The 20,949-nt window shown below is 65.1% G+C and carries 22 protein-coding genes; 9 read left to right on the top strand and 13 right to left on the bottom strand.

Annotated features, from left to right (window positions below; genetic code table 11):
- Positions 1–13: 13 nt before the first annotated feature.
- On the bottom strand, positions 14–859 hold the full coding sequence (locus NCS28_RS27770) for an AraC family transcriptional regulator (protein WP_250516988.1): 846 nt from the start codon (positions 857–859) through the stop codon (positions 14–16).
- A 176-nt stretch (positions 860–1,035) separates the two neighbouring features.
- Between NCS28_RS27770 and NCS28_RS27765 the strand changes: the two genes are divergently transcribed.
- A complete protein-coding gene (locus NCS28_RS27765; protein ID WP_250516987.1) occupies positions 1,036–1,914 on the top strand; it encodes an NmrA family NAD(P)-binding protein in 879 nt (292 codons plus the stop codon).
- On the opposite strand, the gene NCS28_RS27760 is transcribed toward NCS28_RS27765, so the two are convergent.
- Positions 1,911–2,831, bottom strand: coding sequence for a LysR family transcriptional regulator (locus tag NCS28_RS27760; RefSeq protein ID WP_250516986.1), 921 nt, complete (start codon positions 2,829–2,831; stop codon positions 1,911–1,913). The genes NCS28_RS27765 and NCS28_RS27760 overlap by 4 nt on opposite strands.
- 219 nt (positions 2,832–3,050) lie before the next feature.
- Between NCS28_RS27760 and NCS28_RS27755 the strand changes: the two genes are divergently transcribed.
- Together NCS28_RS27755 and NCS28_RS27750 are read left to right on the top strand one after the other, a co-directional pair.
- The gene (locus NCS28_RS27755; RefSeq protein ID WP_250517236.1) at positions 3,051–3,761 is read left to right on the top strand and encodes a glutathione S-transferase family protein; all 711 of its coding nucleotides are present in this window, start codon (positions 3,051–3,053) and stop codon (positions 3,759–3,761) included.
- The gene (locus NCS28_RS27750; protein ID WP_250516985.1) at positions 3,758–4,087 is read left to right on the top strand and encodes a DMT family transporter; all 330 of its coding nucleotides are present in this window, start codon (positions 3,758–3,760) and stop codon (positions 4,085–4,087) included. Before NCS28_RS27755 ends, NCS28_RS27750 begins: the two co-directional genes overlap by 4 nt.
- A 49-nt stretch (positions 4,088–4,136) precedes the next feature.
- Here NCS28_RS27750 and NCS28_RS27745 read toward each other — a convergent pair whose 3' ends face one another.
- The 6 genes from NCS28_RS27745 to NCS28_RS27720 all read right to left on the bottom strand — a co-directional run bounded on the left by NCS28_RS27745 (position 4,137) and on the right by NCS28_RS27720 (position 9,508).
- Positions 4,137–5,504, bottom strand: a complete 1,368-nt coding sequence (locus tag NCS28_RS27745) for an LLM class flavin-dependent oxidoreductase (protein WP_250516984.1) — start codon at positions 5,502–5,504, stop codon at positions 4,137–4,139.
- Between the two features lie 45 nt (positions 5,505–5,549).
- Positions 5,550–6,428: a substrate-binding periplasmic protein gene (locus NCS28_RS27740; protein WP_250516983.1), complete on the bottom strand. Its 879-nt coding sequence runs from the start codon at positions 6,426–6,428 to the stop codon at positions 5,550–5,552.
- The gene (locus NCS28_RS27735; RefSeq protein WP_250517235.1) at positions 6,421–7,158 is read right to left on the bottom strand and encodes an ABC transporter permease; all 738 of its coding nucleotides are present in this window, start codon (positions 7,156–7,158) and stop codon (positions 6,421–6,423) included. The genes NCS28_RS27740 and NCS28_RS27735 overlap by 8 nt, the downstream gene beginning before the upstream one ends.
- Positions 7,159–7,278: 120 nt before the next feature.
- Positions 7,279–8,127 (bottom strand): ABC transporter ATP-binding protein, encoded by an 849-nt coding sequence (locus NCS28_RS27730; protein WP_250516982.1) that lies wholly within the window; start codon positions 8,125–8,127, stop codon positions 7,279–7,281.
- Positions 8,124–9,206 carry an ABC transporter substrate-binding protein gene (locus NCS28_RS27725; RefSeq protein WP_250516981.1) on the bottom strand — a complete coding sequence of 361 codons (1,083 nt, stop codon included), beginning with the start codon at positions 9,204–9,206 and terminating at the stop codon, positions 8,124–8,126. Before NCS28_RS27725 ends, NCS28_RS27730 begins: the two co-directional genes overlap by 4 nt.
- A gap of 35 nt (positions 9,207–9,241) precedes the next feature.
- Entirely contained in the window at positions 9,242–9,508 is a 267-nt protein-coding gene (locus NCS28_RS27720) for a hypothetical protein (RefSeq protein ID WP_250516980.1), read from the bottom strand.
- 18 nt (positions 9,509–9,526) lie between these two features.
- On the opposite strand from NCS28_RS27720, the gene NCS28_RS27715 reads away from it, so the two are divergent.
- The 4 genes from NCS28_RS27715 to NCS28_RS27700 are packed head-to-tail and all read left to right on the top strand — an operon-like array spanning position 9,527 to position 13,382.
- Complete coding sequence (locus tag NCS28_RS27715; RefSeq protein ID WP_250516979.1) at positions 9,527–10,366, top strand: ABC transporter permease subunit; 840 nt, start codon at positions 9,527–9,529, stop codon at positions 10,364–10,366.
- Positions 10,363–11,082, top strand: a complete 720-nt coding sequence (locus tag NCS28_RS27710; RefSeq protein WP_250516978.1) for an ABC transporter ATP-binding protein — start codon at positions 10,363–10,365, stop codon at positions 11,080–11,082. Before NCS28_RS27715 ends, NCS28_RS27710 begins: the two co-directional genes overlap by 4 nt.
- 34 nt (positions 11,083–11,116) lie before the next feature.
- Positions 11,117–12,121, top strand: a complete 1,005-nt coding sequence (locus tag NCS28_RS27705; RefSeq protein WP_250516977.1) for an NrtA/SsuA/CpmA family ABC transporter substrate-binding protein — start codon at positions 11,117–11,119, stop codon at positions 12,119–12,121.
- Positions 12,122–12,140: 19 nt separating this feature from the next.
- Positions 12,141–13,382 carry an acyl-CoA dehydrogenase family protein gene (locus NCS28_RS27700; RefSeq protein WP_250516976.1) on the top strand — a complete coding sequence of 414 codons (1,242 nt, stop codon included), beginning with the start codon at positions 12,141–12,143 and terminating at the stop codon, positions 13,380–13,382.
- Positions 13,383–13,435: 53 nt separating this feature from the next.
- Here NCS28_RS27700 and NCS28_RS27695 read toward each other — a convergent pair whose 3' ends face one another.
- The 4 genes from NCS28_RS27695 to NCS28_RS27680 form a co-directional block, all read right to left on the bottom strand.
- Positions 13,436–14,494: an LLM class flavin-dependent oxidoreductase gene (locus tag NCS28_RS27695; RefSeq protein WP_250516975.1), complete on the bottom strand. Its 1,059-nt coding sequence runs from the start codon at positions 14,492–14,494 to the stop codon at positions 13,436–13,438.
- A gap of 127 nt (positions 14,495–14,621) precedes the next feature.
- Complete coding sequence (locus tag NCS28_RS27690) at positions 14,622–15,452, bottom strand: CmcJ/NvfI family oxidoreductase (RefSeq protein ID WP_250516974.1); 831 nt, start codon at positions 15,450–15,452, stop codon at positions 14,622–14,624.
- Between the two features lie 90 nt (positions 15,453–15,542).
- Positions 15,543–15,776 (bottom strand): hypothetical protein, encoded by a 234-nt coding sequence (locus NCS28_RS27685; protein WP_250516973.1) that lies wholly within the window; start codon positions 15,774–15,776, stop codon positions 15,543–15,545.
- Positions 15,773–17,188 carry a YeiH family protein gene (locus NCS28_RS27680; RefSeq protein WP_250516972.1) on the bottom strand — a complete coding sequence of 472 codons (1,416 nt, stop codon included), beginning with the start codon at positions 17,186–17,188 and terminating at the stop codon, positions 15,773–15,775. The genes NCS28_RS27685 and NCS28_RS27680 overlap by 4 nt, the downstream gene beginning before the upstream one ends.
- Positions 17,189–17,412: 224 nt before the next feature.
- Between NCS28_RS27680 and NCS28_RS27675 the strand changes: the two genes are divergently transcribed.
- Together NCS28_RS27675 and NCS28_RS27670 are read left to right on the top strand one after the other, a co-directional pair.
- Positions 17,413–18,657 (top strand): acyl-CoA dehydrogenase family protein, encoded by a 1,245-nt coding sequence (locus tag NCS28_RS27675; protein WP_250516971.1) that lies wholly within the window; start codon positions 17,413–17,415, stop codon positions 18,655–18,657.
- A gap of 18 nt (positions 18,658–18,675) precedes the next feature.
- Positions 18,676–20,070, top strand: coding sequence for an LLM class flavin-dependent oxidoreductase (locus tag NCS28_RS27670; protein ID WP_250516970.1), 1,395 nt, complete (start codon positions 18,676–18,678; stop codon positions 20,068–20,070).
- A gap of 47 nt (positions 20,071–20,117) precedes the next feature.
- Here NCS28_RS27670 and NCS28_RS27665 read toward each other — a convergent pair whose 3' ends face one another.
- Positions 20,118–20,930: a MetQ/NlpA family ABC transporter substrate-binding protein gene (locus NCS28_RS27665; protein WP_250516969.1), complete on the bottom strand. Its 813-nt coding sequence runs from the start codon at positions 20,928–20,930 to the stop codon at positions 20,118–20,120.
- Positions 20,931–20,949: the final 19 nt, after the last annotated feature.

Genomic DNA, 20,949 nt, shown 5'->3' with positions numbered 1-20,949 from the left:
CCCTGTCCGCACGTCACTCACGAACGATCTCGCGCGGCGTGACGCCGAGCGTGCGTTTCATCCAGTACGCCATGTGGCTCGCATGCGCGAAGCCGCATTCCAGTGCAATGCGGGTGACAGGCAAACGGCCTTGCAAGAGCAACCGCTTCGCCCGCCCGATGCGCTGCTCCACGACATAGCGATGAACCGGCGCGCCGAACGTGGCACGAAACAGCACCTTGAAATGCGGCACGCTGAATTCGGCGACTTCGGCGAGTTCGGCAAGCGTCAGGCGCGTATCGAGATGTGCGTCGATGTAGTCGGTCACGCGCATCGCGATCCGGCGCGTCAACCTCGGGCTGGATGATTTGGCGTCGAATGCATCGTCGGCATTGGCGAGACGCACGATCATCGCAACGCAGAGACTTTCCGCATAGAGCGGATCGGACACGTGCGCCGCTTCCAGGTCCGCGCGCAACGCCCACGCGAGATGCTGAAAACGCGCATCGCGCCACTGGAAGCGCGGCGTGATTCGCGCGTTCGCGCCACGCCTGCCGAGCTGCGACAGCGTACGCCGCGCGAATTCGTCGGTGAAGCCGATGCGCAGGATGGTGCAATCGGCATCGTCGGCCCATTCTCCGTCGAGGCCTGCCGGTATCACGTCCGCGTCGCCGTGCGTCTGGATGCGCGACATGCGCCGTCCGTCGCATCGGCAATGCGCGGTCACGGGCGTGCCGACATGCACGCCCACGCGATGCTCGGCCATCGCCGGAACGCGATGTGCGCCCGCCGCGATATGAACCAGCTCCGCCCCGAAGCCGGACCAGTTCAAATGTTCGCTCGAACGTAGCCGCGTACGCGCGGCAGCATGGAGACTCATCGCTTTCACGGTTTGCACCTTCACAGAAGGGGTTTTCCGCGCATTATGCATGCGTCTGAATCGCTGCGCTGCGAGCACGCGATCATCCGTTCATGCTGATCCCCATCCATTCATGCGCGACGCCCTTTGCATGTCGCTCTATCTTCGACACATGCGAATCGAACGGGAGTGAAACGATGCATGTTATTTTCGGTGCCGCAGGCAAGGCAGGACACGCGACTGCAATGGCATTGCGGCGCGCGGCGTATCCGGTGCGCGCGGTCGTGCGTCATGCGGCGCAAGGCGATGCGCTCGCGAAGATCGGTTGCGAGATAGCCATCGCCGATCTGCACGACGCCGATGCGCTCAACCGCGCGCTCGACGGCGCGCATGCCGTTCAAGTGCTGATTCCATTGCCGCGAAACGATGCCCGTCCCGCCGACACGATGCGCTCGACCATAGACATCACGGCGCGCGTGCTCGCGTCTCACCGCGACGTGCATGTCGTGGCCCTATCCGATTACGGCGCCGAAGTCGATGCGGGCACGGGCATCACCATGCTGTTTCACCACTTCGAAGCGGCGTTGCGTGATGTGTCGACGAAGCTCACGCTGCTGCGTTCCGCCGAACATATGCAGAACTGGATGCGCGTGTTGCCGGTTGCATTATCGAGCGGCGTGCTGCCGAGCTTTCACGATCCCGTCGACAAGCGCTTTCCGACGATATCGGCGGCGGATGTCGGCATCGTATCGGCGCGGCTTCTCGGCGAAACGCCCCGCGTCGCCGGCACGCGCATCGTGAGCGTCGAAGGCCCGGCGCGCGTGAGTGCGAACGATGTCGCGCAGTCGATCGCGAATGCCAGCGGACGCCGCGTCGAGGCGAGCGCCCTGCCCCGCGATCAATGGGCATCCACGCTCGCGCGCGGCGGCCTGAGCGATCGGCACGCGCAGCTCGTCATCGAACTGTTCGATGCGCACAACGCGGGCCGCATCGACGTCGAGGATGGCGCCGGCGAGCGCGCGTTCGGTACCACGACGCTGAATCGTGCGATCGAAGAGATGGTCGCGTCGATCTAACGCTTTCTCGAACGCCCGCGCTTGCCTTCGAACAAATCGCGCTGTTGCGCCAGGCCTTCCCCCACCACGTCGAAGAACGCGCGCACTCGCGCGGTCTTGCGCAGATCGGCATGCGTGACGATCCACAGTTCGCCTTCCAGTTCCGCGACGGGAGTCGCGACGATGCGCGTCACGCCGCTATCGCCGTCGCCGAGATAGCACGGCAGAAGCGCGAGGCCGACGCCCGCGCGCGCCGCGCTCAGCTGATTCACCAGGCTGTTCGTCCGGTATACGAACGACGACGACGACGCGTTGAGCGCGAGCCATTGCGCCGCGCGAATGCCCGATGCCGCTTCGTCCCAGCCGATCAACGCGTGATCATCGAGCTTCCAGCCTCGACGAAAGCCCCCTGCATCCGCGGCATACGACGGCGCGGCGTACCAGCCCCACGCAACGCCCGCGAGCTTCTTGCCCCATAGCTCGCCCTCTTTCGGCCGAACCGGACGCAATGCGATATCCGCTTCGCGCCGCGACAGACTGAGCACGCGGTTTTCTATCGACAGTTCGACGACGATGCCCGGATGCGCCCGGCGGAATGCAGCAAGCTGCGTGGTGAGCTGGCCATACGCGAGCGTTTCGGACGATGTGACGCGCAAGCGCCCGCTGAGCCGATGATCGCCGCCGACGACATCGCGGCCCAGCGCAAGAAATTCATCTTCCATGCGCTCGGCGCCTGCCGCAATGCGCGCGCCGGCCTCGGTCGGCTCATACACACCGCCCGGCAAGCGCTCGAACAGACGAGCGCCCAGCTGCGTTTCGAGCGCCTTCAGTCGGCGATATGCCGTCGAATGATCGATGCCGAGCGTCTCGGACGCGGCATTGAGACTGCCGCCACGCTGAACGGCGAGCACGAGTCGAAGTTCGTTCCAGTCTTCCATGCGTCGAGGCTAACCGAGTGTTTGCATCGATGCAAGCACGGCTTTCACGGTGACAATAGACTTGCATTGCCGCAACCATTACGCTGACGTCATTCGAAGGTCGCAATGGCGCACGCATGCGTCAGACGCGCTATCAACGGGAGATCCGTCATGAAGCTCGACTACGACACCGGCAGCGGTTCGCGAACCGATGCGCGCCCAAGGCACGAAGACGGCGTCATGACGCCTTCGACCATCGAAGCGCCGACGCTCACGCTCGTCAGTCATCCGCTCTGTCCATACGTGCAGCGCGCGGCGATCGTGCTGGCGGAAAAAGGCGCCGGTTTCGAGAAACGTTATGTCGATCTGGCGAAGCGGCCAAGCTGGTTCGAAGCGCTTTCGCCGCTCGGGAAAGTGCCGTTGCTGATGGTCGCGCGAGACGGTGCCGATGACGCCGTGCTATTCGAAAGCGCCGTCATTTGCGAGTATCTCGACGAAACGCAGCCGGGCCGCACGCTGCTTCCGCGCGATGCGCTCGAACGCGCGCAGCATCGGGGATGGATCGAGTTCGGTTCGTCGATTCTTGCGGAGATATGGAAGCTGGAAATCGCCACCGATGCGCCCGCGTATCACGCCCAACGAAAAACGCTCGCGGAGCGGTTCGCGACGGTCGAGCGTGTGTTGAGCGCCGGACCGTGGTTTGCGGGCCGCGAGTTCGGCATGGTCGATGCCGTGTTCGCACCGGTCTTGCGCTATTTCGATGTATTCGACGAGCTCGCGGATCACCAGGTGTTCGCCGATACGCCCAGAGTCAGCGCATGGCGGCACGCACTCGCGGCACGCCCGAGCGTGATCGGCGCGGTGCCCGCGGACTACGCGCAGCGACTGCGCGCTTTTCTGCACGAGCGCGGCGCGTACTTGCTTCGCGAAGACGCGGGGACACGGACATGAACCAGAGCGTGGCGTGGCTGCTGCTCATCCTGTCAGGATTGCTCGATGTCGCCTGGGCGGTCTCGATGAAGTTGACACAGGGCTACACGCGCCCGGGATGGACGGCGCTGTCGATCGTGCTGCTCGCGGCCTTCGTCTATCTGCTCGGCAAGGTGCTGACCTTGCTGCCCGTGGGCAGCGCGTACGCGGTATGGACCGGCATCGGCGCGCTGGGCACCGTGCTGCTCGGCGTCTTGCTGTTCGGCGAAACGTTGAGCGCGCAACGGGTGGTCGGCGCGGTGCTGGTCATCGCGGGCATTGCGGCGCTGAAGCAGGCGCCGGTCTGACGCAAGCGATCTCCACGGACGACGCTCGACGCCAGAGCTTCTGTCGCGATCAGACCTGAGCTTGTTCCCCGATCGATCGCCTCGCATAACGCGACGCCGGCCGCTCGAGCCCAAGATGCTCACGCAACGTGCGGCCTTCGTATTCACTGCGAAAACGTCCGCGCCGCCGCAACTCCGGCAACACCAGTTCGATGAAATCGTTCAGCGAATCGGGCAGCAGCGCGGGCATCACGTTGAATCCGTCCGCGCCGTAGTTCACGAAGCGCTCTTCCAGCGCATCCGCGATCTGCGCGGGCGTGCCGACCAGTTGCCAGTGTCCGCGCGCACCGGCAATCCGCCGATACAACTCGCGGATCGTGAGATTCTCGCGGCGCGCAAGTTCGATCATCAGCGTCTGGCGGCTTTTGCTTGCGTTGGTCTCGGGCAATTCGGGAATCGGTCCGTCGAGCGGATACGCCGACAGGTCGAAGCCGCCCGTCAGCGTCGATACCATCGCGAGGCCGACGACCGGATCGATGAGCGTCTGCAGTTCGTCGAACTTCGCGCGCGCCTCGGCTTGCGTGCGGCCGACGATCGGCATGACGCCCGGCATGATCTTCAGCGAGTCCGGATGACGGCCGTGACGCGCCATGCGGCCTTTGACGTCGGCGTAGAACGCAACGGCATCGTCCAGCGTCTGTTGCGCCGTGAAGATCACTTCCGCGGTGCGGGCGGCGAGTTCCTTGCCCGCCTCGGACGAGCCCGCCTGCACCGTCACCGGATGTCCCTGCGGCGAACGCGCGACGTTCAACGGTCCGCGCACGTTGAAGAACGTGCCGCGATGATCGAGCGCGTGGCGCTTGTCCGGATCGAAATATCGCCCCGATGCCTTGTCGCGCAGGAACGCGTCTTCGTCGAAGCTATCCCAGAGGCCGGACACGACGTCCGCGAATTCGTCCGCGCGCTCGTAGCGCGTCGCATGCGCGAGATGCTCGTCGAAGCCGAAGTTGCGCGCCTCATGCTCGCTCGACGACGTAACCAGATTCCAGCCCGCGCGCCCGCCGCTGATGTGATCGAGCGACGCGAACTTGCGCGCGATGTGATACGGCTCGTTGAACGAGGTCGATGCCGTGCCGACCAGACCGATGCGCCGCGTGATCGCCGCCAGCGCCGACAGAAGCGTGAGCGGCTCGAACTGCGCAACGTAGCTGTGGGCGGTGCGGCTAAGAAATTGCGCATTGTCGCCGCGCGTGCCGGAGCCGTCGGCGAGAAAGATCAGATCGAACTTCGCCGCTTCCGCCGCCTGCGCGAGTTGAACGTAATGGGCGAAATTGCTGCCCGCATCGGCGCTCGCATGCGGATGCCGCCATGCGGCGATGTGATGGCCCGTGGGATAGAGAAACGCGCCGAGATGCAGATGTCCGTTCCGTTGTGTCATGTCCGATGATTTCTCGTTGTGCGTGCGCAAGCGGGTCATGCCCGCTCAGTGGCAATACAGGTCGTTCTGGGCGTTGAACATGTCGAATGCGAGACGCGTCGCCTGATCTTCGCGCACCGTCGCGAGCCAGCGTTGCCGCCGCCATCCCTCGACGATGCGTTCCGTGAACGCCGTGCTCGCGATATCGCCGATACGCGTCGCGATGAAAGCAGGCGCAGCCGCGAGAGTGCCGGGCAAATTTCGGTAATAAGCCCAGTCCGGCTGCCTGAGCAATTGGCGGATCACATACTCGTCGTCGACGAGCGCGGCGCATTCGCCCGCCTGAAAGGCCAGCAACGCATCGAGCGGACGGTCGAACGCCCGTATGTCCGCATGCGCGCGGCGCGCGGCCTCGTGCGCGAACGGACTGCCGCGCGGTGCGCAGATCAGCCCGCCCGCGAGATCGCGCCAGTCGCGCACCGCGCCGTGCCGAAGCACGAGCGCCATGCCGCGCCCGGACGTATAGGCGCTCGGCGCATAGGCGAGCGACGATTCGGCGCCGAAGGCCAGCCCCGCGACGGCGACATCCGCGCGGCCCGATCGCAGCGCGTCGGCGGCTTCGTGCGGCTCGGCGAGCAGCAGCGTGACGGGCAATCCCGCGCGCCGTCCGATGTCATCGGCGAGCGCGGCCGCAAAGCCGTCCGGTACGCGCGCGAAATGATCGACCCGGCCGACGTTGAGCGTCGGCGCAGGCCGCGACGGCACCGCGACGATCAGCGTTCCGCGTGCGAGTGCGGCCGCGAAAGGACGATCATCGTCCTGACGATTGCGCCATGCATCGCGCAGCGGCAACGACGAGAGCGCCACCATCGCCATGACCGCGAGGGCAAGCCAGCGCAGCCGCCTGCCGTGACCCGGAAGCGCTGCGAGCGCGCTCCTAGCCATTTTGCGCGAGCCCCACGCGCCAGCGCAGCAGACGCCGCTCGAGCAGGGAAAGACTCTTGTTGATCAGCAAACCGAACAGCGCGAGCAGCACAATGCCCGCATACATGTCGGGAATCTGGAACGTCTCCTGCGAATTGAGCGTGTAGAAGCCGAGCCCAGAGCGCGCGCCGATCATCTCCGCCGCGACCAGCGCCGTGATGCTGTACGCGCCCGCGAGCCGGATGCCGGTGAGGATCTCGGGCAACGCGGCGGGCAACACGACTTTCGCAAAGATGAAGCCTTGCGACGCGCCCATGGAGCGCGCGCAATCGATGAACACGCGCTCGACCTGCTTCACGCCCGAGATGGTATTGAGCAGCACCGGCCAGAACGCGGCCCACACGATGATGGCGATCTTCGACGACTCGCCGATGCCGAGAAACAGCATGAACACCGGAAATAGCGCGAACGCGGACACCTGCCGCAGCAGTTGATACAGCGGATCGATGATCCTTTCCGCGCGACGAAACCATCCCAACGCGAAGCCCGACACGACGCCGCCGACGATCGCCAGCAGCAAGCCGCTGATGGAGCGCAGCGCGCTTGCGCCGAGATGCGTCCATACGTCGCCGCTATCGAACAGACGCGTGATCGCAAGCGCCACTTGCGACGGCGGGCTCAGATACGCCGGGCTCACGATGCCCGAGCGCGGCAGCACTTCCCACAGCAGCGCAAAAACGATCAGCGCGATCGAACGCTCGAACGCGTACGAGAGGTTCGCGCCGCGCCCCCGCTTGGCCTTGCGCGCAACGCGACGCTTTGCGCCGATCAGCACCGGCAACTTGTTCAGGCTCTCTTGTTCCGCCACTTCTCACGCCCCCGTCAATGTTTCGGCGACGAGCTCACGCGGCGCGCCTCGTGCGTCGTCGAGTTCGTGACTCAGGCTCGCCCACGCGCGCTGCCGCAGCGCGACGAACGCTGCGCTATGCCGTATCGATGCGGAACGCGGACGCGGCAGATCGACATCGATGATCTCCTTCACGCGCCCCGGCCCGCGCCCGACGATGGCCACGCGATCCGCCAGAAAGATCGCTTCGTCGATGCTGTGCGTGACGAACACGACCGTCTTCGCGCTCTGCTCCCAGATGCCGAGCAACTCTTGCTGCAAGGACTCGCGCGTCTGCGCATCGAGCGCGCCGAAGGGCTCGTCCATCAGCAGGATCTCGGGACCGTAGGCGAGTACCCGCGCGATCGCCACGCGCTGCCGCATGCCGCCCGAAAGCTGATGCGGATAGTGATCGGCGAAATCGATGAGGCCGACGAGACGCAGAAAATGTTCGGCCTCACTGCGCCGTTGCGCCCGCTTCACGCCGCGAATCTCCAGTCCGGTCTCGACGTTCTTGCGCACCGTGCGCCACGGAAACAGCGCATAGCCCTGAAAGACGAAGCCCAGCTTGTTGCGCGCGGCGCTCACAGGCTCGCCGTCCACGCTGATGTGACCCGAGGTCGGCGCGCTCAGGCCCGCGAGAAGATTGAGCAGGGTCGACTTCCCGCAACCGCTCGGACCGAGCACGGCGAGGAATTCGCCTTCGCGCACGCGCAGATCGAAGGCATCGAGCACGGTATGGCTCGATGCCGTCGCCTCGTTGACGTATGTGAGCGACAGATCGCGCACGACGATTTTGTCGCGTGCCGCGCCGGTCGTGCGTATGGCGCTCATGAGCGCGTTCCGTTCGCGACAGGCGTCGCATTCGCCTGCGACTGCTTCGCGGCGAACGGGTTGTACTGGTTCGTGTAGACGTCCTTCACCTGCACCTTGCCCTTCGGAATCTTGCCGGCCTGTTCGAGGATGTCGATGTAGTACTGAATCGGCGGCTCGGTCACCACGAGATCCTTCACGTACGCATAGCGCTCGACCAGCTTCACGTCGATGCCGAGCCGCTCCGCCGTGAGCTTGCGTGCTTCGTCGGGATGCGCGTTGACCCAGTTGCCCGCCTTCGCGATGGCCGTCACGAAATCCTTCACCGCTTGCGGATGCGCCCGCGCGAACGCGCCGTTCACGCTATAGGGCGCCATGCCGCCCAGGCCGCCGTCCTCGTCCCAGTCGCTCCAGAGCTTGTGCAATTGCGGATCGGCTTCGGCCGCCCCGGAGAACGGCGGATGAATGATCGCGATATCCACGTTCTTCGTGACGAGCGCCTGTTGCGACTGGTTGTCGGGCACGACGAGCCAGTTGACCTTCGACACGTCCACGCCGTGCTGCGACAGATACTTCTTCGTCACGAATTCCGCGCACGCGCCGAAGCTGTTGAACGCCACCGTCTTGCCCTCGAAGTCCTTCGGTCCGCGAATGCCCGAATCCTTGCGGGTGAAGTACTTCATATGCGGCGCATCGGGCAGCGTCTCGCCGCCCGCGGACACGACCTTGATATCCGCGCCGCTCGCGATCGCGGAGATGACGAGCGGCACCATGCGCGTGCCGAAATCGATCTCGCCCGTGCCGACGAGCGGAATGATCTGCGGCGCCGATATCTTGCCGACATATTTCGGGCGCGTGCTCGTGCCGTCGAAATAGCCGAGCTTGTCGGCGAGATAGACGAGATCGAACGCCGGGTTGTCGGGATACTTGAAGTACGTCACTTCCTGCCGGCTGCTCTGCGCGACCGGCGTCTCCGACGAGCGCGCCTGCTCTTCATGAGGCTTGCAGCCGGCCAGCAGAACGAGCGCGGCGGCCGCGCAGGCCGCCAGAATGAGCTTTCCGGCAGCGTGTGGCCGGCGATGCGAATTGGACGCCTTCATGGAATCGGAATGAGAAGAGCAGCAAAGGGAAATGGTCAGGCACAGCGCGACCGGCCATGCGGTGCTCTTGCATTCTCACGCCGCATGCGAGGCGCGCGAACGAAGGAAATATGCTTAGCTGTTGCGATGAAAACTGAAATGCAATTCAGGCGAGGCGCAAATGGCACCGGCGGCATCTGCTGATATGGACGTGAAAAGCAAAGAACAATAAAACGTTTGTCGTCGCGCCATTCGACGGCTTCTAATAAGAAGCTCACCTTCTCGACTCGCGGATAACTTTCATCGGCGCGCACTTCCTTCATGGCTGATACGGAAATGAAATGGCTGACCTGACTTCCACCCGCAACAGCTATGTGTCTTCGCATGCACCGCGTGCGGGCATGTCGAAAGCCGCGCTCTATCGATGGCTTTCGTGGGCCATTCCCGCGGTCGTCGTGCTGTTGTGGGAAGCCGCGTCGCGCATCGGGCTGATCGCGCCGCAAGTGCTTCCCGCCCCGAGCAGCGTCTTCGATACCGCCGTGAATCTCGTCAGGAACGGCGAGCTCTTCGTTCATCTCGGCGTCTCGTTGCTGCGCGCCGCGGGCGGCTTCCTCGTCGGCGGGACGATCGGGCTTGCGCTCGGCGTCGTCGTCGGCTTCTCGCCGTTTGCGCAGGCGCTCTTCGATCGCTCGATCCAGATGGTCCGCGCGATTCCCTTTCTCGCGATGCTGCCGCTCGTCATCGTCTGGTTCGGCGTCGGCGAAGTCGCGAAGATCTTTCTGGTCGCGCTCGCGGTGCTGTTCCCGATCTACATCAACACGATGCTCGGCATCCGGCAGATCGATCCGAAGCTGATGGAACTCGCGCGCGTGATCGGCCTGGACCGGATCGCGATCGTGCGGCGAATCATTCTTCCCGGTGCGATGCCTTCCATCCTGACCGGCGTGCGCTATGCGCTCGCCCATGCGTGGCTCGCGCTCGTCATCGCCGAAACGCTCGCGACGACGAAGGGCATCGGCTTTCTCGCGATGGACGCCCGCGAATTCCTGAACACCAACGTCATTCTGCTGACGATCATCATCTACGCGATTATCGGCGTCGTCGCGGACGTGCTCGTGCGTCTGCTCGAAGCCCGTTACCTCTCGTGGCACGCGAACTATGCCAAAGGAGCGCGCAAGTGACGCAGAGCGAAGTCCTGTCGCGCGAGCGCGTGAGTGCGTCATCGGCGCTGGCCGTATCGGTGCGCGGATTGCAACGGCGCTACGGCAGCCGCGTTGTCATCGATGCGCTGGATCTCGACATCCGAAAAGGCGAGTTCGTCGCGCTGCTCGGTGAAAGCGGATGCGGCAAGACCACGCTGCTGCGCGCGCTCGCGGGGCTCGATCTGCCCGACGCGGGAAACATACGCGCGCCGGCACGGCCTTCCGTCGTGTTTCAAGAGCCTCGCCTGCTGCCCTGGGCGACGTTATGGCAGAACGTCGCGCTCGGTCATGAGAATACGATCGGCCGCGACGGCGCGGCGCGCGCGCTGGCCGAAGTCGGACTCGCGGGCCGTGAGGACGACTGGCCGCGCAATCTGTCGGGCGGTCAGGCGCAACGCGTCGCGCTCGCGCGTGCGCTCATTCACGACCCCGCATTGCTGCTGCTCGACGAGCCGTTCGCGGCGCTCGACGCGCTCACGCGCATCAGGATGCATGGTCTCGTCAAGGAACTCGTCGCGCTTCATCAGCCGGGCGTGCTGATCGTGACGCATGACGTCGACGAAGCGCTCACGCTCGCCGACAGGATTCTCGTGATGCGCGCCGGACGCATCGCCGCTGCGTTCCAGCCCAGGGATCACGCGCCGCTGGCGCTGCGGCCCATCCTGCTCACGGAGCTGGGTGTCCGAACTCACTGACCTCTTTCCCGCACAACCAGAAGGACCTCAAAGGATGACTGATTCTTCGCTGACCCGCCGACAGTTGCTGCGCGCGGCGGGTGGCCTGCTGGCCGGCGTCGCCACCAGCGGACTTTTTCCCGCGCACGCGGCCGAGCCGCGCAAGCTCACGCGCAGTACCGATACGGTGCGCATCGGCTGGGGCTACGGCAGCCTGCCCGACATCGCCAAACAACGCGGCGTGTTCGAGAAGACGCTCGCCGCCAAAGGCATCAAAGTCGAGTGGATCGGCCCGTTTCCGAACCATGCGCCGTCGATTCAGGCCGTGGTCGGCGGCAGCGCCGACTTCGGTTTCTGGGGATCGACGACACCCGCGCTCGCCTCCATGCTCGCCGGCTCGCCGATCGTCTTCAACGCGTTCGATATTTATTCGCCCCGCTCGACGGCCATCATCGCGAAGAAGTCGAGCGGCATCAATTCCGTTGCCGATCTGGCGGGCCGCAAGGTCGCCGTCAACCGCTCGGGGCTCGGCGAATTCCTGCTCATCGCGGCGCTGGAGAAGCATCGCGTCGATCGCGACAAGGTCCAGTTCATCTACCTGAATCCGCCCGATGCCGCGCCCGCTTTCGCGCAAGGCAAGGTCGACGCATGGTCGATGTGGTCGCCCGGCGTCGACATCTCGCGCTTCTCGAACGACGCGAAAGACATCTTCAACGAAGGCCGCGATCTGGATTTCCTGATCGACTACAGCTCGCTCGTGACGCGCCGGAAGTTCACCGAAGAGAACTCCGAGCTGATTCGCGCGGTGATCGATGCGTACTACGTCGAAGGCTCATGGCAATCCGCGCATTCCGCCGACGCCGAGCTTCTCGTGCAGCGCGAAGGCAAGTATCCGGACCAGGTGCGCGACTATCTGGCGAGCCTCAAGCGCGTGAATCAGTTTCACGAGCCCGACGACGCCGCTTTCATCGCGCAGTTTCAGCGCGCCGCCGACTGGCTCGCGGAACGCAAGATCATCAATTCGCGCATCAAGGTCGCGGATTACAGCATCAAGGTCTGATTCGAGGAAACGCACGATCATGTCTGAGCTCAACCACCCGACGAGTGCCGGGCCCGCGCTCGTGTCGCCGCTGTCGGCAAGCCTCGGCTTCGCGGGGATCATCGGCGACATCGCCGCGAGCGCCGCGCAGCGTGAACGCGACCATCGTCTTCCGCACGAGGAGATTGCACGTCTCAAGGCGCTCGGCTTCGGCGCGCTGCGTCTTCCTGTCGATGCGGGCGGGCACGGCGTGTCGCTGCGCGAATTGCTGGTCGTCGCGCGCGATGTGGCAGCGGCCGACTCGAACATCGCGCATGCGTTTCGCAACCATCTGTGGCAAGTGGAGGCCGCGCTCAAGAGGCGGGAGCATCCGTTTCATGCGCGCGTGCTGGAACTGGCCGGGCAGAAGAAGACCATCGGTCTGAGTTTCGTCGACAGCGACGTTACCGCCGCCGGCGCGCGCCCGACCAAAGTGCTGAGCCGGCTCGAATGGGATGCTTCACGCGATGTCTACGTCGGCTCGGGCGACAAGGTGTACGCGACAGGCAATCTGTACAACGACGCGTTCATCGGCCTCGCGGTGGAGAGCCGCGCGGGCCGCACGGTGCAATACGTGCTCGATCGCGGCGAAGGCGTCAGCGACGAAGACGACTGGCAAGGTTTCGGCCAGCGCCTGACTGGCTCGGGCACGGCGCGGTTTCGCGACGTGACGGTGCAAGCCGCGCATCTCTATCCAACCGACCCGCCGAAGTCCGACGAAGCGGCGCCGTGGGGCTACACCTTCCATCAGGTCTATCTGACCAACTGCATCGCGGGCATCGTGCGGCGCGTGGCGCTGGACGCCGTCGACGTGTTGCGCGCACGCGGGCGCAACTTCTATCACGGCGAAGCCGCGCATCCCACGGACGAACCCGTGCTGCAAGCGCTGCTCGGCCGCATTCGCGCATATGCGGCGAGCATCGAGGCGACCGCGGATCGCGCGGTTGTCGCCTTGCAGCGCGCATGGGATGCCCACGGCACGCGCGACGAATACGAGACCACGCTCGCCGCCACCTTCGCGGCGTCCGAAGCCAAGGTCGTCATCGACGATCTCGCGCCGCAGATCGCAAGCTGGCTGATCGATCTCGGCTCGGGCTCGGTCGTCTCGCGCATCGGCGCGCTGGACCGGCACTGGCGCAACATCAAGGTGATTGCGTCGCACAATCCGCGGCTCTACAAGGAGCGTCTGCTCGGGCAGAATCTGCTGAGCGGGCAACTGCCGCCCACGGGCGCGTTTTTCTGATCGTCACGACGTGTCCGCTCGCGCGCCGCTGAAGCGGCGAGCGGACCGCGTGTTCAGCCGCCCAGCAGACGCCGCACGCGCGGCATCACTTCCTGCGCGAAGCGAGCCATCTCGGCCTCGAACGGCTGGAACTGCAGCATGAACAGTTCGATGCCCGCACGATGAAAATCCGCGATGCGCCGCGCGACCGTATCGTAATCGCCGACGAGCTCCGCAGCCGTGCCGCCGTTCGATCCGACTCGCGCCGAGCGCGCGAAGGTCTGGTGCATCACCGCTTTCGGATCGGTATTGGCCTTCTGCCGTTCGCGCAGCGGCTTGTCAAGTTCCGCGAGCGCGAAGAGATGTTCGAGATGCGTCTGCGCTTCGTCCTGCGTCTCGCGTGCGATCACGAACGCCGACAGTCCGAAGCGCAACGCCTCGCGCCCCGCCGGACGCGCGCGGGCGGAAACATCGGCGATGAGCGCGGCTACGTCGTCATGCGGCTGGCCGTTGATGAACCACACGTCGCCATGCGCCGCCACGAGCGAACGCGCCGGCTCCGATTCACCGCCGACATAAATGCGCGGACGCGCGCGGAACGGATCGGCGGGACGCAACTGATAATCGTCGATACGGAAATGATCGCCGCGATGCGTGAGCGCTTCGCCGCGCAGCAAGGCCTCGACGACCGCAATCCACTCGCGGCCATACGCATAGCGCTCGTCATGCTCGGCGAAGCCGATGCCCGCGCGTTCGAGCTCGGGACGATTCCACGCGTTCACGAGATTGATCGCGAAGCGCCCGCCGCTGATGTGCTCGATCTGCTGCGCCATCTTCGCGAGCACGACCGGATGATAGAGATAAGGCTTGATGGCGGCGATGATCTCGATGCGCGAAGTGAGCGCCGCCAGCGCCGCCGACGACGTCCACGCTTCGAGCTGATCGAGCGCGGGATCGTGCGGATTGATCGTATGCTGCGCGACGAGCACGGAGTCGTAACCGAGGCGTTCGGCCTCGAGCACGAGCGCCTTGTTGCGCGTCCACGAGGCGTCGTAGGGCTCGGCGGGATCCTGCAGCGCCGCGCGGCTGCCATGCACGAGCGCCCAGACGCCGAAGCGGGGAAGATTGGACATCGCTTGAATGAACCGATGACAGAGTAGGAAGGATGCTCATGCTAACGCCGGGCGCGCGCATGGCGATCCAATTTCTATCGATAAGGAATTGCCGTATCGGTATTTGGAGCTTGTCGCCGCGTGCGCTTCAAAAGAACAGCAGAGTGCGCAGTTCGATGCTGCGTCGTGGACGCGCGTCGGGCGGCGATGTCGGATCGTCGAAGGCGGTGTGCGCGGTCAGACGCGCGACGCCGTCGCCTGCCGAATCGTAGATTTTGATGAGCAGCGCCTCGTCCGGCGACATCAGCGGAAAGTAGTACCAGCGATGCCGCGGGTTATGCACGAACGCATAGGTTTCGCCGGTCATCGTCGGATAGATGAAGTCCTGCGCGACGATATCGCGTTCGTCGATGCTGCGCGAATCGCACAACGCGAGCGGCGAGGACTCGATCACCTCGCCTATCGGCCGCCACAAGTTGACGATCGCGAAGCGCCCTTGCAGCAGTTGCGCGGCTTCGTCGGCGGGAAGATGATCGCGCACGCGGCGCGGCCCCGACACGAAGGTCTGATCGTTGTGAATCAGATGCACCGGCTCTCGTACGCCGTTCGCGCGCGCGGCGCTGCCGTCGCGCAACGTGTGATCGAAGACGACGACGCGCTTCGCACCCGTCCACTGCTTCAACAGGCTCTCGGATTGCGCGTAGTACGCCGAACGAATGGCGGCATCGTCGGAGAAATCGGACAGTGCGCTCGCCTCGCGATGCAGCTCGAAACCGTTTCTGTCGAGCGACAGGCCGCCCGGCGGCGGACGTAGCCGCGCATTCGAAATCGTCACCGCGTGCGTGCGATATTCGCCGGTGCGGCGCGGCACGCCGGGCGGCGGATCGTAAGCGTAGGCGGACGGCCTCACGCCCGTCGGCACGAGATAGTTGAGTGCGGCCTCGACTTCGACCGGTTGTTCGACCACAACATCGCTCATGGCTTCGCTCCGTGCAGGACCATTGCCTCAGAATCTAGGCCGCCGGGAACGGTTCCACAACGAAGCTTTTCTGCAATGCATTGCAGGCCGTCATTCGCCCTGCGATGCATCGGGCCTCGCTCGCGCGGCGAACGCGATGCAGCGGTCATGCGGCATCGTCAGCCGGTCGTGATGCAGGCACAATCGGCCGTCGCCCACGCTCGCGCCGTACGCCGACCCGAACGATGCAAGCCCGGCGATGCGCGCTTCGAGCAACGCGCGGTCGTCGGCCCAGTGGCGGCACCGTCCGCATTCGGGCTCGCCCGCCGAAGGCCGCGCGCTCATTGCCCGAGCGCCGACCAATACGGCGCGAAAAGATGCACCGACAACAAATAGCCGATCACGACGTTGACCACGACGCCCGCCGTGAAAGCCGCGAACGGCTTCGCGCCGGTTCCGGCGAGCGTCGAGAAGCGCGTCGTCAGGCCTATGCTCAGGAAGCAGAACGTGAAGGCCCAGGTGCGCAGCGCGACGATCGGCGCGACGAACGCGGGCGTCACGACGCTGCGATAGTCCGCCAGCGTATAGTGCGATGCGATCCACGTGACGATCGCCGAGGCGACGACGAAGCCGATCACGAACTTCGGAAAGCGCGTCCAGATTTCGCGCGCGCTCGGCCTGGCCTGCACGCCGCCGGCGGCGTCGCGTTCCCAGCGCGTGGTCGCGATGATCGCGAGCACGAATGCCCAGATGCCGATCCAGATATCGCGCCCGACGACCTTCATCAGCACGAACGCTTGCAGCGATGCATCGGGCGCGCCGGCCACGACGCCCGGCGCATGCCGCGCGAAATCGCCGTAGGCCTGCGCGGCGGCGATGCCGGCGGCATCGGCGAATTCGGATGTGCCGATCCATGCGCCCGCGACGCCGGTCGGCAAACCGAGCGCGCGCGAGACGGCGGGCAGCGCGAACACCATCACGATCGCCCAGACGACGACCAGCGTGATCGCCACCGATGCCTGTTCGCGCCGTGCACGCACCGCGCCCGCGATCGCAATGGCCGCCGACACGCCGCATACCGCGCCGCCGACACCGAGCACCGCCGCGAAGCGCTTGTCGATGGCGAGGGCGCGCGCCACGCCGTAGATCACGAAGAAGGTGACGAGCGACACGATGGTCGCCTGCCCGATCGCGACCGGCCCCGCCCAGACGATCAGCGTGAGCGGCAGCGTGGCGCCCAGCAGCACGATGCCGACCTTGATATAGAACTCGACGCGCAGCGCCGGCGCGAGCCACGCGGGCAACGTGAACAGGTTCGACACGATGAGCCCGAGCGCCAGCGCGATCAGCGGCGGTTCGAGGTTGTAGGCGCTCGCCTGGGCCCACGCGCCCGCCGCGAAGATGATCGTCGACACGACGAAGACGACGAGAAAGCCCGCGATGAATCGCCCGACGTGCAGCCCCAGCGCGGCGATGGCGACCGAAAACACCGCCGCAAACGCGACGAACAGCGCGGCATAGCTGCCCGCAAGCTTGCCGAGATCGCCCGCGAGCTGGCTCACGCTCGACCATTTCGCCGGTGCGACCGCCAGCCATTTGATGCTGCTGCCCGAGGCGAACAGCGCGTACGCGACGACGATCGCGAGCAAGCCGATAGCGACCGCCCACCAGTCTTCCGTGCCGAACGGCCCGCGCGTCCCGCTCGACGGTACGGCGTTTGCGGCGACGGCGTCGCCGGTGATCGATCTGTTGCTCATCGCTTTTCTCCTTGTGTGCGCCGCATGGAACGCTTCAGTATGAAATCGTCGCGCGCCGGGCGGAAATGACTTTTTTGTCTTTCGATATAGCCGCCGATCATGCCCGCAGTCCGACCATCCGACGACGGTCCCGACGATTTCACCTTAGCTTCTGACAATTCCTCGTTTAGCGCCCGCGCCGCCGTTGCCGATAATCGCCGTTTCGCGAATCACATACACGCACCATGCCTTTCGATCGCACTGCTCCCTTGCCTGAAGGCGTCATCGTCGGCGCTGCCTGGGGTTCCGGACCCACGGACGACTATGCCGCCCTCGCCGCGGCCTTTCGACCCGTTCTCGCGCGCATCCGCGAGCAGAGCGTCACGCGCGAGCTCGAACGACGTCTGCCCGCCGAGGAGATCGCGTGGCTGCGCGAAGCCGGCTTCACGGCGCTGCGCGTGCCGCGTGAATACGGCGGCAAAGGCATCCGGCTCGTCGAACTGTTCGAATTGCTGATCGAGCTGTCGGAAGCCGATTCCAACATCACGCAGGCGCTGCGCGCGCATTTCGGCTTCACCGAACATGCGCTCGACAGTCCCGCCGAGCGCCGCGAACGATGGCTCGCGCGGCTCGGCAAAGGCGCGATCGTCGGCGCGGCCTGGTCCGAGACCGGCGAAGCGCGCCAGAGCCAGTTCGCGACGCGCCTGACCCAAAACGCGAGCGGCTGGCATCTGAACGGCGCGAAGTTCTACACGACCGGCTCCCTCTTCGCCGACTGGATCCACGTCGGCGCAAGCGATGCCGACGACGCGCAGGTTTCCGTCACGGTGAATCGACATGCCGACGGCGTCGAAGTGATCGACGACTGGGACGGCATGGGCCAGCGCCTGACCGCGAGCGGCACGAGCCGCTTCAATCACGTGAAGGTCGACGAGCGCGAGATCGTCGCGGGCCGCGCGCCGTTTCCCTACTCCGAGGCGTTCTATCAACTCGTGCATCTGGCGACGCTCGCGGGCATCGGCCGCGCGGTGGCGAACGATGCGGCCGCCGTCCTCGCCAGCCGCAAGCGCAGCTACAGCACCGCCGTGACGCAACGCGCGGCCGACGATCCGCAACTGCTGCAGGTCGTCGGCCGCGCCCGCGCGCATGCATGGACGGCCGGCGCGATCGTCGCGCAGGCGGCGCGCGCGCTGGAGCGCGCAGCCGCATCGTTCGAGCGGCCCGACGCGCTTGCGATCATCGCGGAAACCGAGATCGAGATCTGGCAAGCGCAAACGGTCGCGTCGCAACTCGTGCTCGATGCCAGCGCGAGCGTCTTCGATGCGCTCGGTGCGTCCGCGACGCTTCGCAACGCCGGACTCGACCGCTACTGGCGCAACGCGCGCACCATCGCGTCGCATAATCCGCGCATCTACAAGGACCGCATCGTCGGCGACTTCGCCGTGAACGGCACGCTGCCGCCGGGGCAATGGCGCATCGGCGTGGCTTGATTCTCACTGGTCCCTTTCATGAGCAAGAAGCAAATCATCCTGAACGCGTTCAACATGAACTGCGTCGGCCATATCAATCATGGCCTGTGGACCCATCCGCGCGATCGTTCGACCGACTATCGGAAGCTGTCTTACTGGACCGACCTCGCGAAGCTGCTCGAACGCGGTCTGTTCGACGGGCTGTTCATCGCGGATATCGTCGGCGTGTACGACGTTTATGGCCAATCGGTCGATGTCACGCTGAAGGAATCGGTGCAATTGCCCGTCAACGATCCGATGATGCTCGTCTCCGCGATGGCCGCCGCCACGCAGCATCTCGGCTTCGGCATCACGGTGAATCTCACGTATGAAGCGCCCTATCTGCTCGCGCGGCGCTTTTCCACGCTCGATCATCTGACCGATGGGCGCATTGGCTGGAACATCGTGACGGGCTATCTCGACAGCGCCGCGCGCGCGATGGGCGGCACCGAGATGATTGCGCACGACGAACGCTACGATCGCGCCGACGAATATCTCGACGTGCTCTACCAGTTGTGGGAAGGAAGCTGGCAGGACGACGCCGTGCGGCGCGATCGCGAAGGCCGCGTGTTCGCCGATCCCGCGAAGGTCCGCAAGGTGCGGCATCGCGGACGCTATTACGACGTCGAAGGCTATCACCTGTGCGAGCCTTCGCCGCAGCGCACGCCGGTGCTGTTCCAGGCGGGATCGTCGGGGCGCGGGCAAGCGTTCGCCGTGCGTCATGCCGAATGCGTGTTCGTGTCGAGCCAGAGCAAGGAAGGCACGCGCAAGCTCGTCGATGCGTTGCGCGCGCAGGCGGTTGCGGCCGGACGCGACGCCAGCGATTTGAAGATCCTCATGGGCATCACGGTCGTGGTCGGACGCACGCAACGCGAGGCCGAAGAGAAGTTCGCCGAATACGCGCGGTATGCGAGTCCGGAAGCGGGATTGGCGCACTTCGCGGCGGGCAGCGGCATCGACTATTCGACCTACGCGCCCGATGACGAGATCGCCCCGCCGGGCGGCCACAAGGGGCGCGGCATCGAATCGTCGGTGCAGCGCGCGACTGACGGTAAGCGCGGCGTCACCGTTCGGCATCTGCTCGAACAAATGCAACTGGGCGGACGCTATACGACCATCGTCGGCGATCCGGTGCAAGTGGCCGACGCGCTGCAATCGTGGGTCGATGAAGCGGGCATCGACGGCTTCAACCTCTCGCGCACGGTGACGCCGGAAAGCTACGAGGATTTCATCGATCTCGTCGTTCCCGAGTTGCAGACGCGCGGCATCTACAAGACGGCGTATGCAGAAGGCACGCTGCGCGAAAAGCTATTCGGCGACGGCGCGCGGCTCGGGCAGCGTCACACGGGCGCGGGCTTTCGCGATCTATCGGATGTAACGCCCGCTCGTTCGTGAAGCGCCGTGCGAATTCGGGCCGCGGCGCAAGACCGCGGCCGCCCGCATCAGTTCGACGGTTTCGAGAATCCGGCGAAGCGCTGATCGATCACGCGCCCGAACGCAGCCGATTTATACGCATTCGCGATGTCCGTCACGTAGGGCTTGTTCAGATCGGCGGTGCGCACCGCGACGAGATTCAGGTAGTACGGCGGAATCTTTTCGAGCAGCAACGCTTCGTCGAGCTTCAGTCCAGACGCGAGCGCGAAGTTGCCGTTGACGAACGCATAGTCGACGTCATCCAGCGAGCGCGGCAGTTGCGCGGCTTCCAGCGGCACGAGTTTGATCTTGTGCGGATTCGAAGCGATATCGCGCTCCGACGACTTCACCGGATCGATGCCCTGCTTGAGCGTCACCCAGCCGAGCTGCTGCAGCAGGATGATCGCGCGCGCCTGATTGGTGACGTCGTTCGGCAGAGACACGGTCGCGCCGTCCTTCAACTCGTCGAGGCGCTTGTGCTTGCGGCTATAGAGACCGATGGGCGCTGTCGGCACCTTCACGAGCTCCGACAGCGCGAGCTTGTGATCGTCCGAAAACCGCTTGAGATAAACCTCGTTCTGAAACGCATTGGCGTCGAGCGCGCCGTCGGCGAGCGCGAGATTCGGCTGAACATAGTCGCTGAACTCGACGATCGTCACCTTGTAACCTTCCTTCTCGAGCTGCGGCTTGATACCGTAGCGAATCTGGTCCGAGTACGGGCCGGCCGTCGCGCCGAAACGGATCTCCGGCTTGTTCGGATCGGCGGCGAAGGCATGCGATGCAAGCACGGCGCTCAACGCGATGACGAGCACGCTGGCTCGCGATCGGCGAAACTTTTTCATAGGGCTCTCCTCTTGCGCC

Source organism: Caballeronia sp. INDeC2 (assembly GCF_023631325.1).
Taxonomy (GTDB): domain Bacteria; phylum Pseudomonadota; class Gammaproteobacteria; order Burkholderiales; family Burkholderiaceae; genus Caballeronia.
Note: the sequence above shows the minus strand (reverse complement) of the source record. Positions and strands in the feature narration are given on the sequence as shown.

Excerpts from the sequence above, each read along its gene's own strand:
- NCS28_RS27770 (WP_250516988.1), bottom strand. The coding sequence starts at position 859 with ATGAGTCTCCATGCTGCCGCGCGTACGCGGCTACGTTCGAGCGAACAT.
- NCS28_RS27765 (WP_250516987.1), top strand. The coding sequence starts at position 1,036 with ATGCATGTTATTTTCGGTGCCGCAGGCAAGGCAGGACACGCGACTGCA.
- NCS28_RS27760 (WP_250516986.1), bottom strand. The coding sequence starts at position 2,831 with ATGGAAGACTGGAACGAACTTCGACTCGTGCTCGCCGTTCAGCGTGGC.
- NCS28_RS27755 (WP_250517236.1), top strand. The coding sequence starts at position 3,051 with ATGACGCCTTCGACCATCGAAGCGCCGACGCTCACGCTCGTCAGTCAT.
- NCS28_RS27750 (WP_250516985.1), top strand. The coding sequence starts at position 3,758 with ATGAACCAGAGCGTGGCGTGGCTGCTGCTCATCCTGTCAGGATTGCTC.
- NCS28_RS27745 (WP_250516984.1), bottom strand. The coding sequence starts at position 5,504 with ATGACACAACGGAACGGACATCTGCATCTCGGCGCGTTTCTCTATCCC.
- NCS28_RS27740 (WP_250516983.1), bottom strand. The coding sequence starts at position 6,428 with ATGGCTAGGAGCGCGCTCGCAGCGCTTCCGGGTCACGGCAGGCGGCTG.
- NCS28_RS27730 (WP_250516982.1), bottom strand. The coding sequence starts at position 8,127 with ATGAGCGCCATACGCACGACCGGCGCGGCACGCGACAAAATCGTCGTG.
- NCS28_RS27725 (WP_250516981.1), bottom strand. The coding sequence starts at position 9,206 with ATGAAGGCGTCCAATTCGCATCGCCGGCCACACGCTGCCGGAAAGCTC.
- NCS28_RS27720 (WP_250516980.1), bottom strand. The coding sequence starts at position 9,508 with ATGAAGGAAGTGCGCGCCGATGAAAGTTATCCGCGAGTCGAGAAGGTG.
- NCS28_RS27715 (WP_250516979.1), top strand. The coding sequence starts at position 9,527 with ATGGCTGACCTGACTTCCACCCGCAACAGCTATGTGTCTTCGCATGCA.
- NCS28_RS27705 (WP_250516977.1), top strand. The coding sequence starts at position 11,117 with ATGACTGATTCTTCGCTGACCCGCCGACAGTTGCTGCGCGCGGCGGGT.
- NCS28_RS27700 (WP_250516976.1), top strand. The coding sequence starts at position 12,141 with ATGTCTGAGCTCAACCACCCGACGAGTGCCGGGCCCGCGCTCGTGTCG.
- NCS28_RS27695 (WP_250516975.1), bottom strand. The coding sequence starts at position 14,494 with ATGTCCAATCTTCCCCGCTTCGGCGTCTGGGCGCTCGTGCATGGCAGC.
- NCS28_RS27690 (WP_250516974.1), bottom strand. The coding sequence starts at position 15,452 with ATGAGCGATGTTGTGGTCGAACAACCGGTCGAAGTCGAGGCCGCACTC.
- NCS28_RS27685 (WP_250516973.1), bottom strand. The coding sequence starts at position 15,776 with ATGAGCGCGCGGCCTTCGGCGGGCGAGCCCGAATGCGGACGGTGCCGC.
- NCS28_RS27680 (WP_250516972.1), bottom strand. The coding sequence starts at position 17,188 with ATGAGCAACAGATCGATCACCGGCGACGCCGTCGCCGCAAACGCCGTA.
- NCS28_RS27675 (WP_250516971.1), top strand. The coding sequence starts at position 17,413 with ATGCCTTTCGATCGCACTGCTCCCTTGCCTGAAGGCGTCATCGTCGGC.
- NCS28_RS27670 (WP_250516970.1), top strand. The coding sequence starts at position 18,676 with ATGAGCAAGAAGCAAATCATCCTGAACGCGTTCAACATGAACTGCGTC.
- NCS28_RS27665 (WP_250516969.1), bottom strand. The coding sequence starts at position 20,930 with ATGAAAAAGTTTCGCCGATCGCGAGCCAGCGTGCTCGTCATCGCGTTG.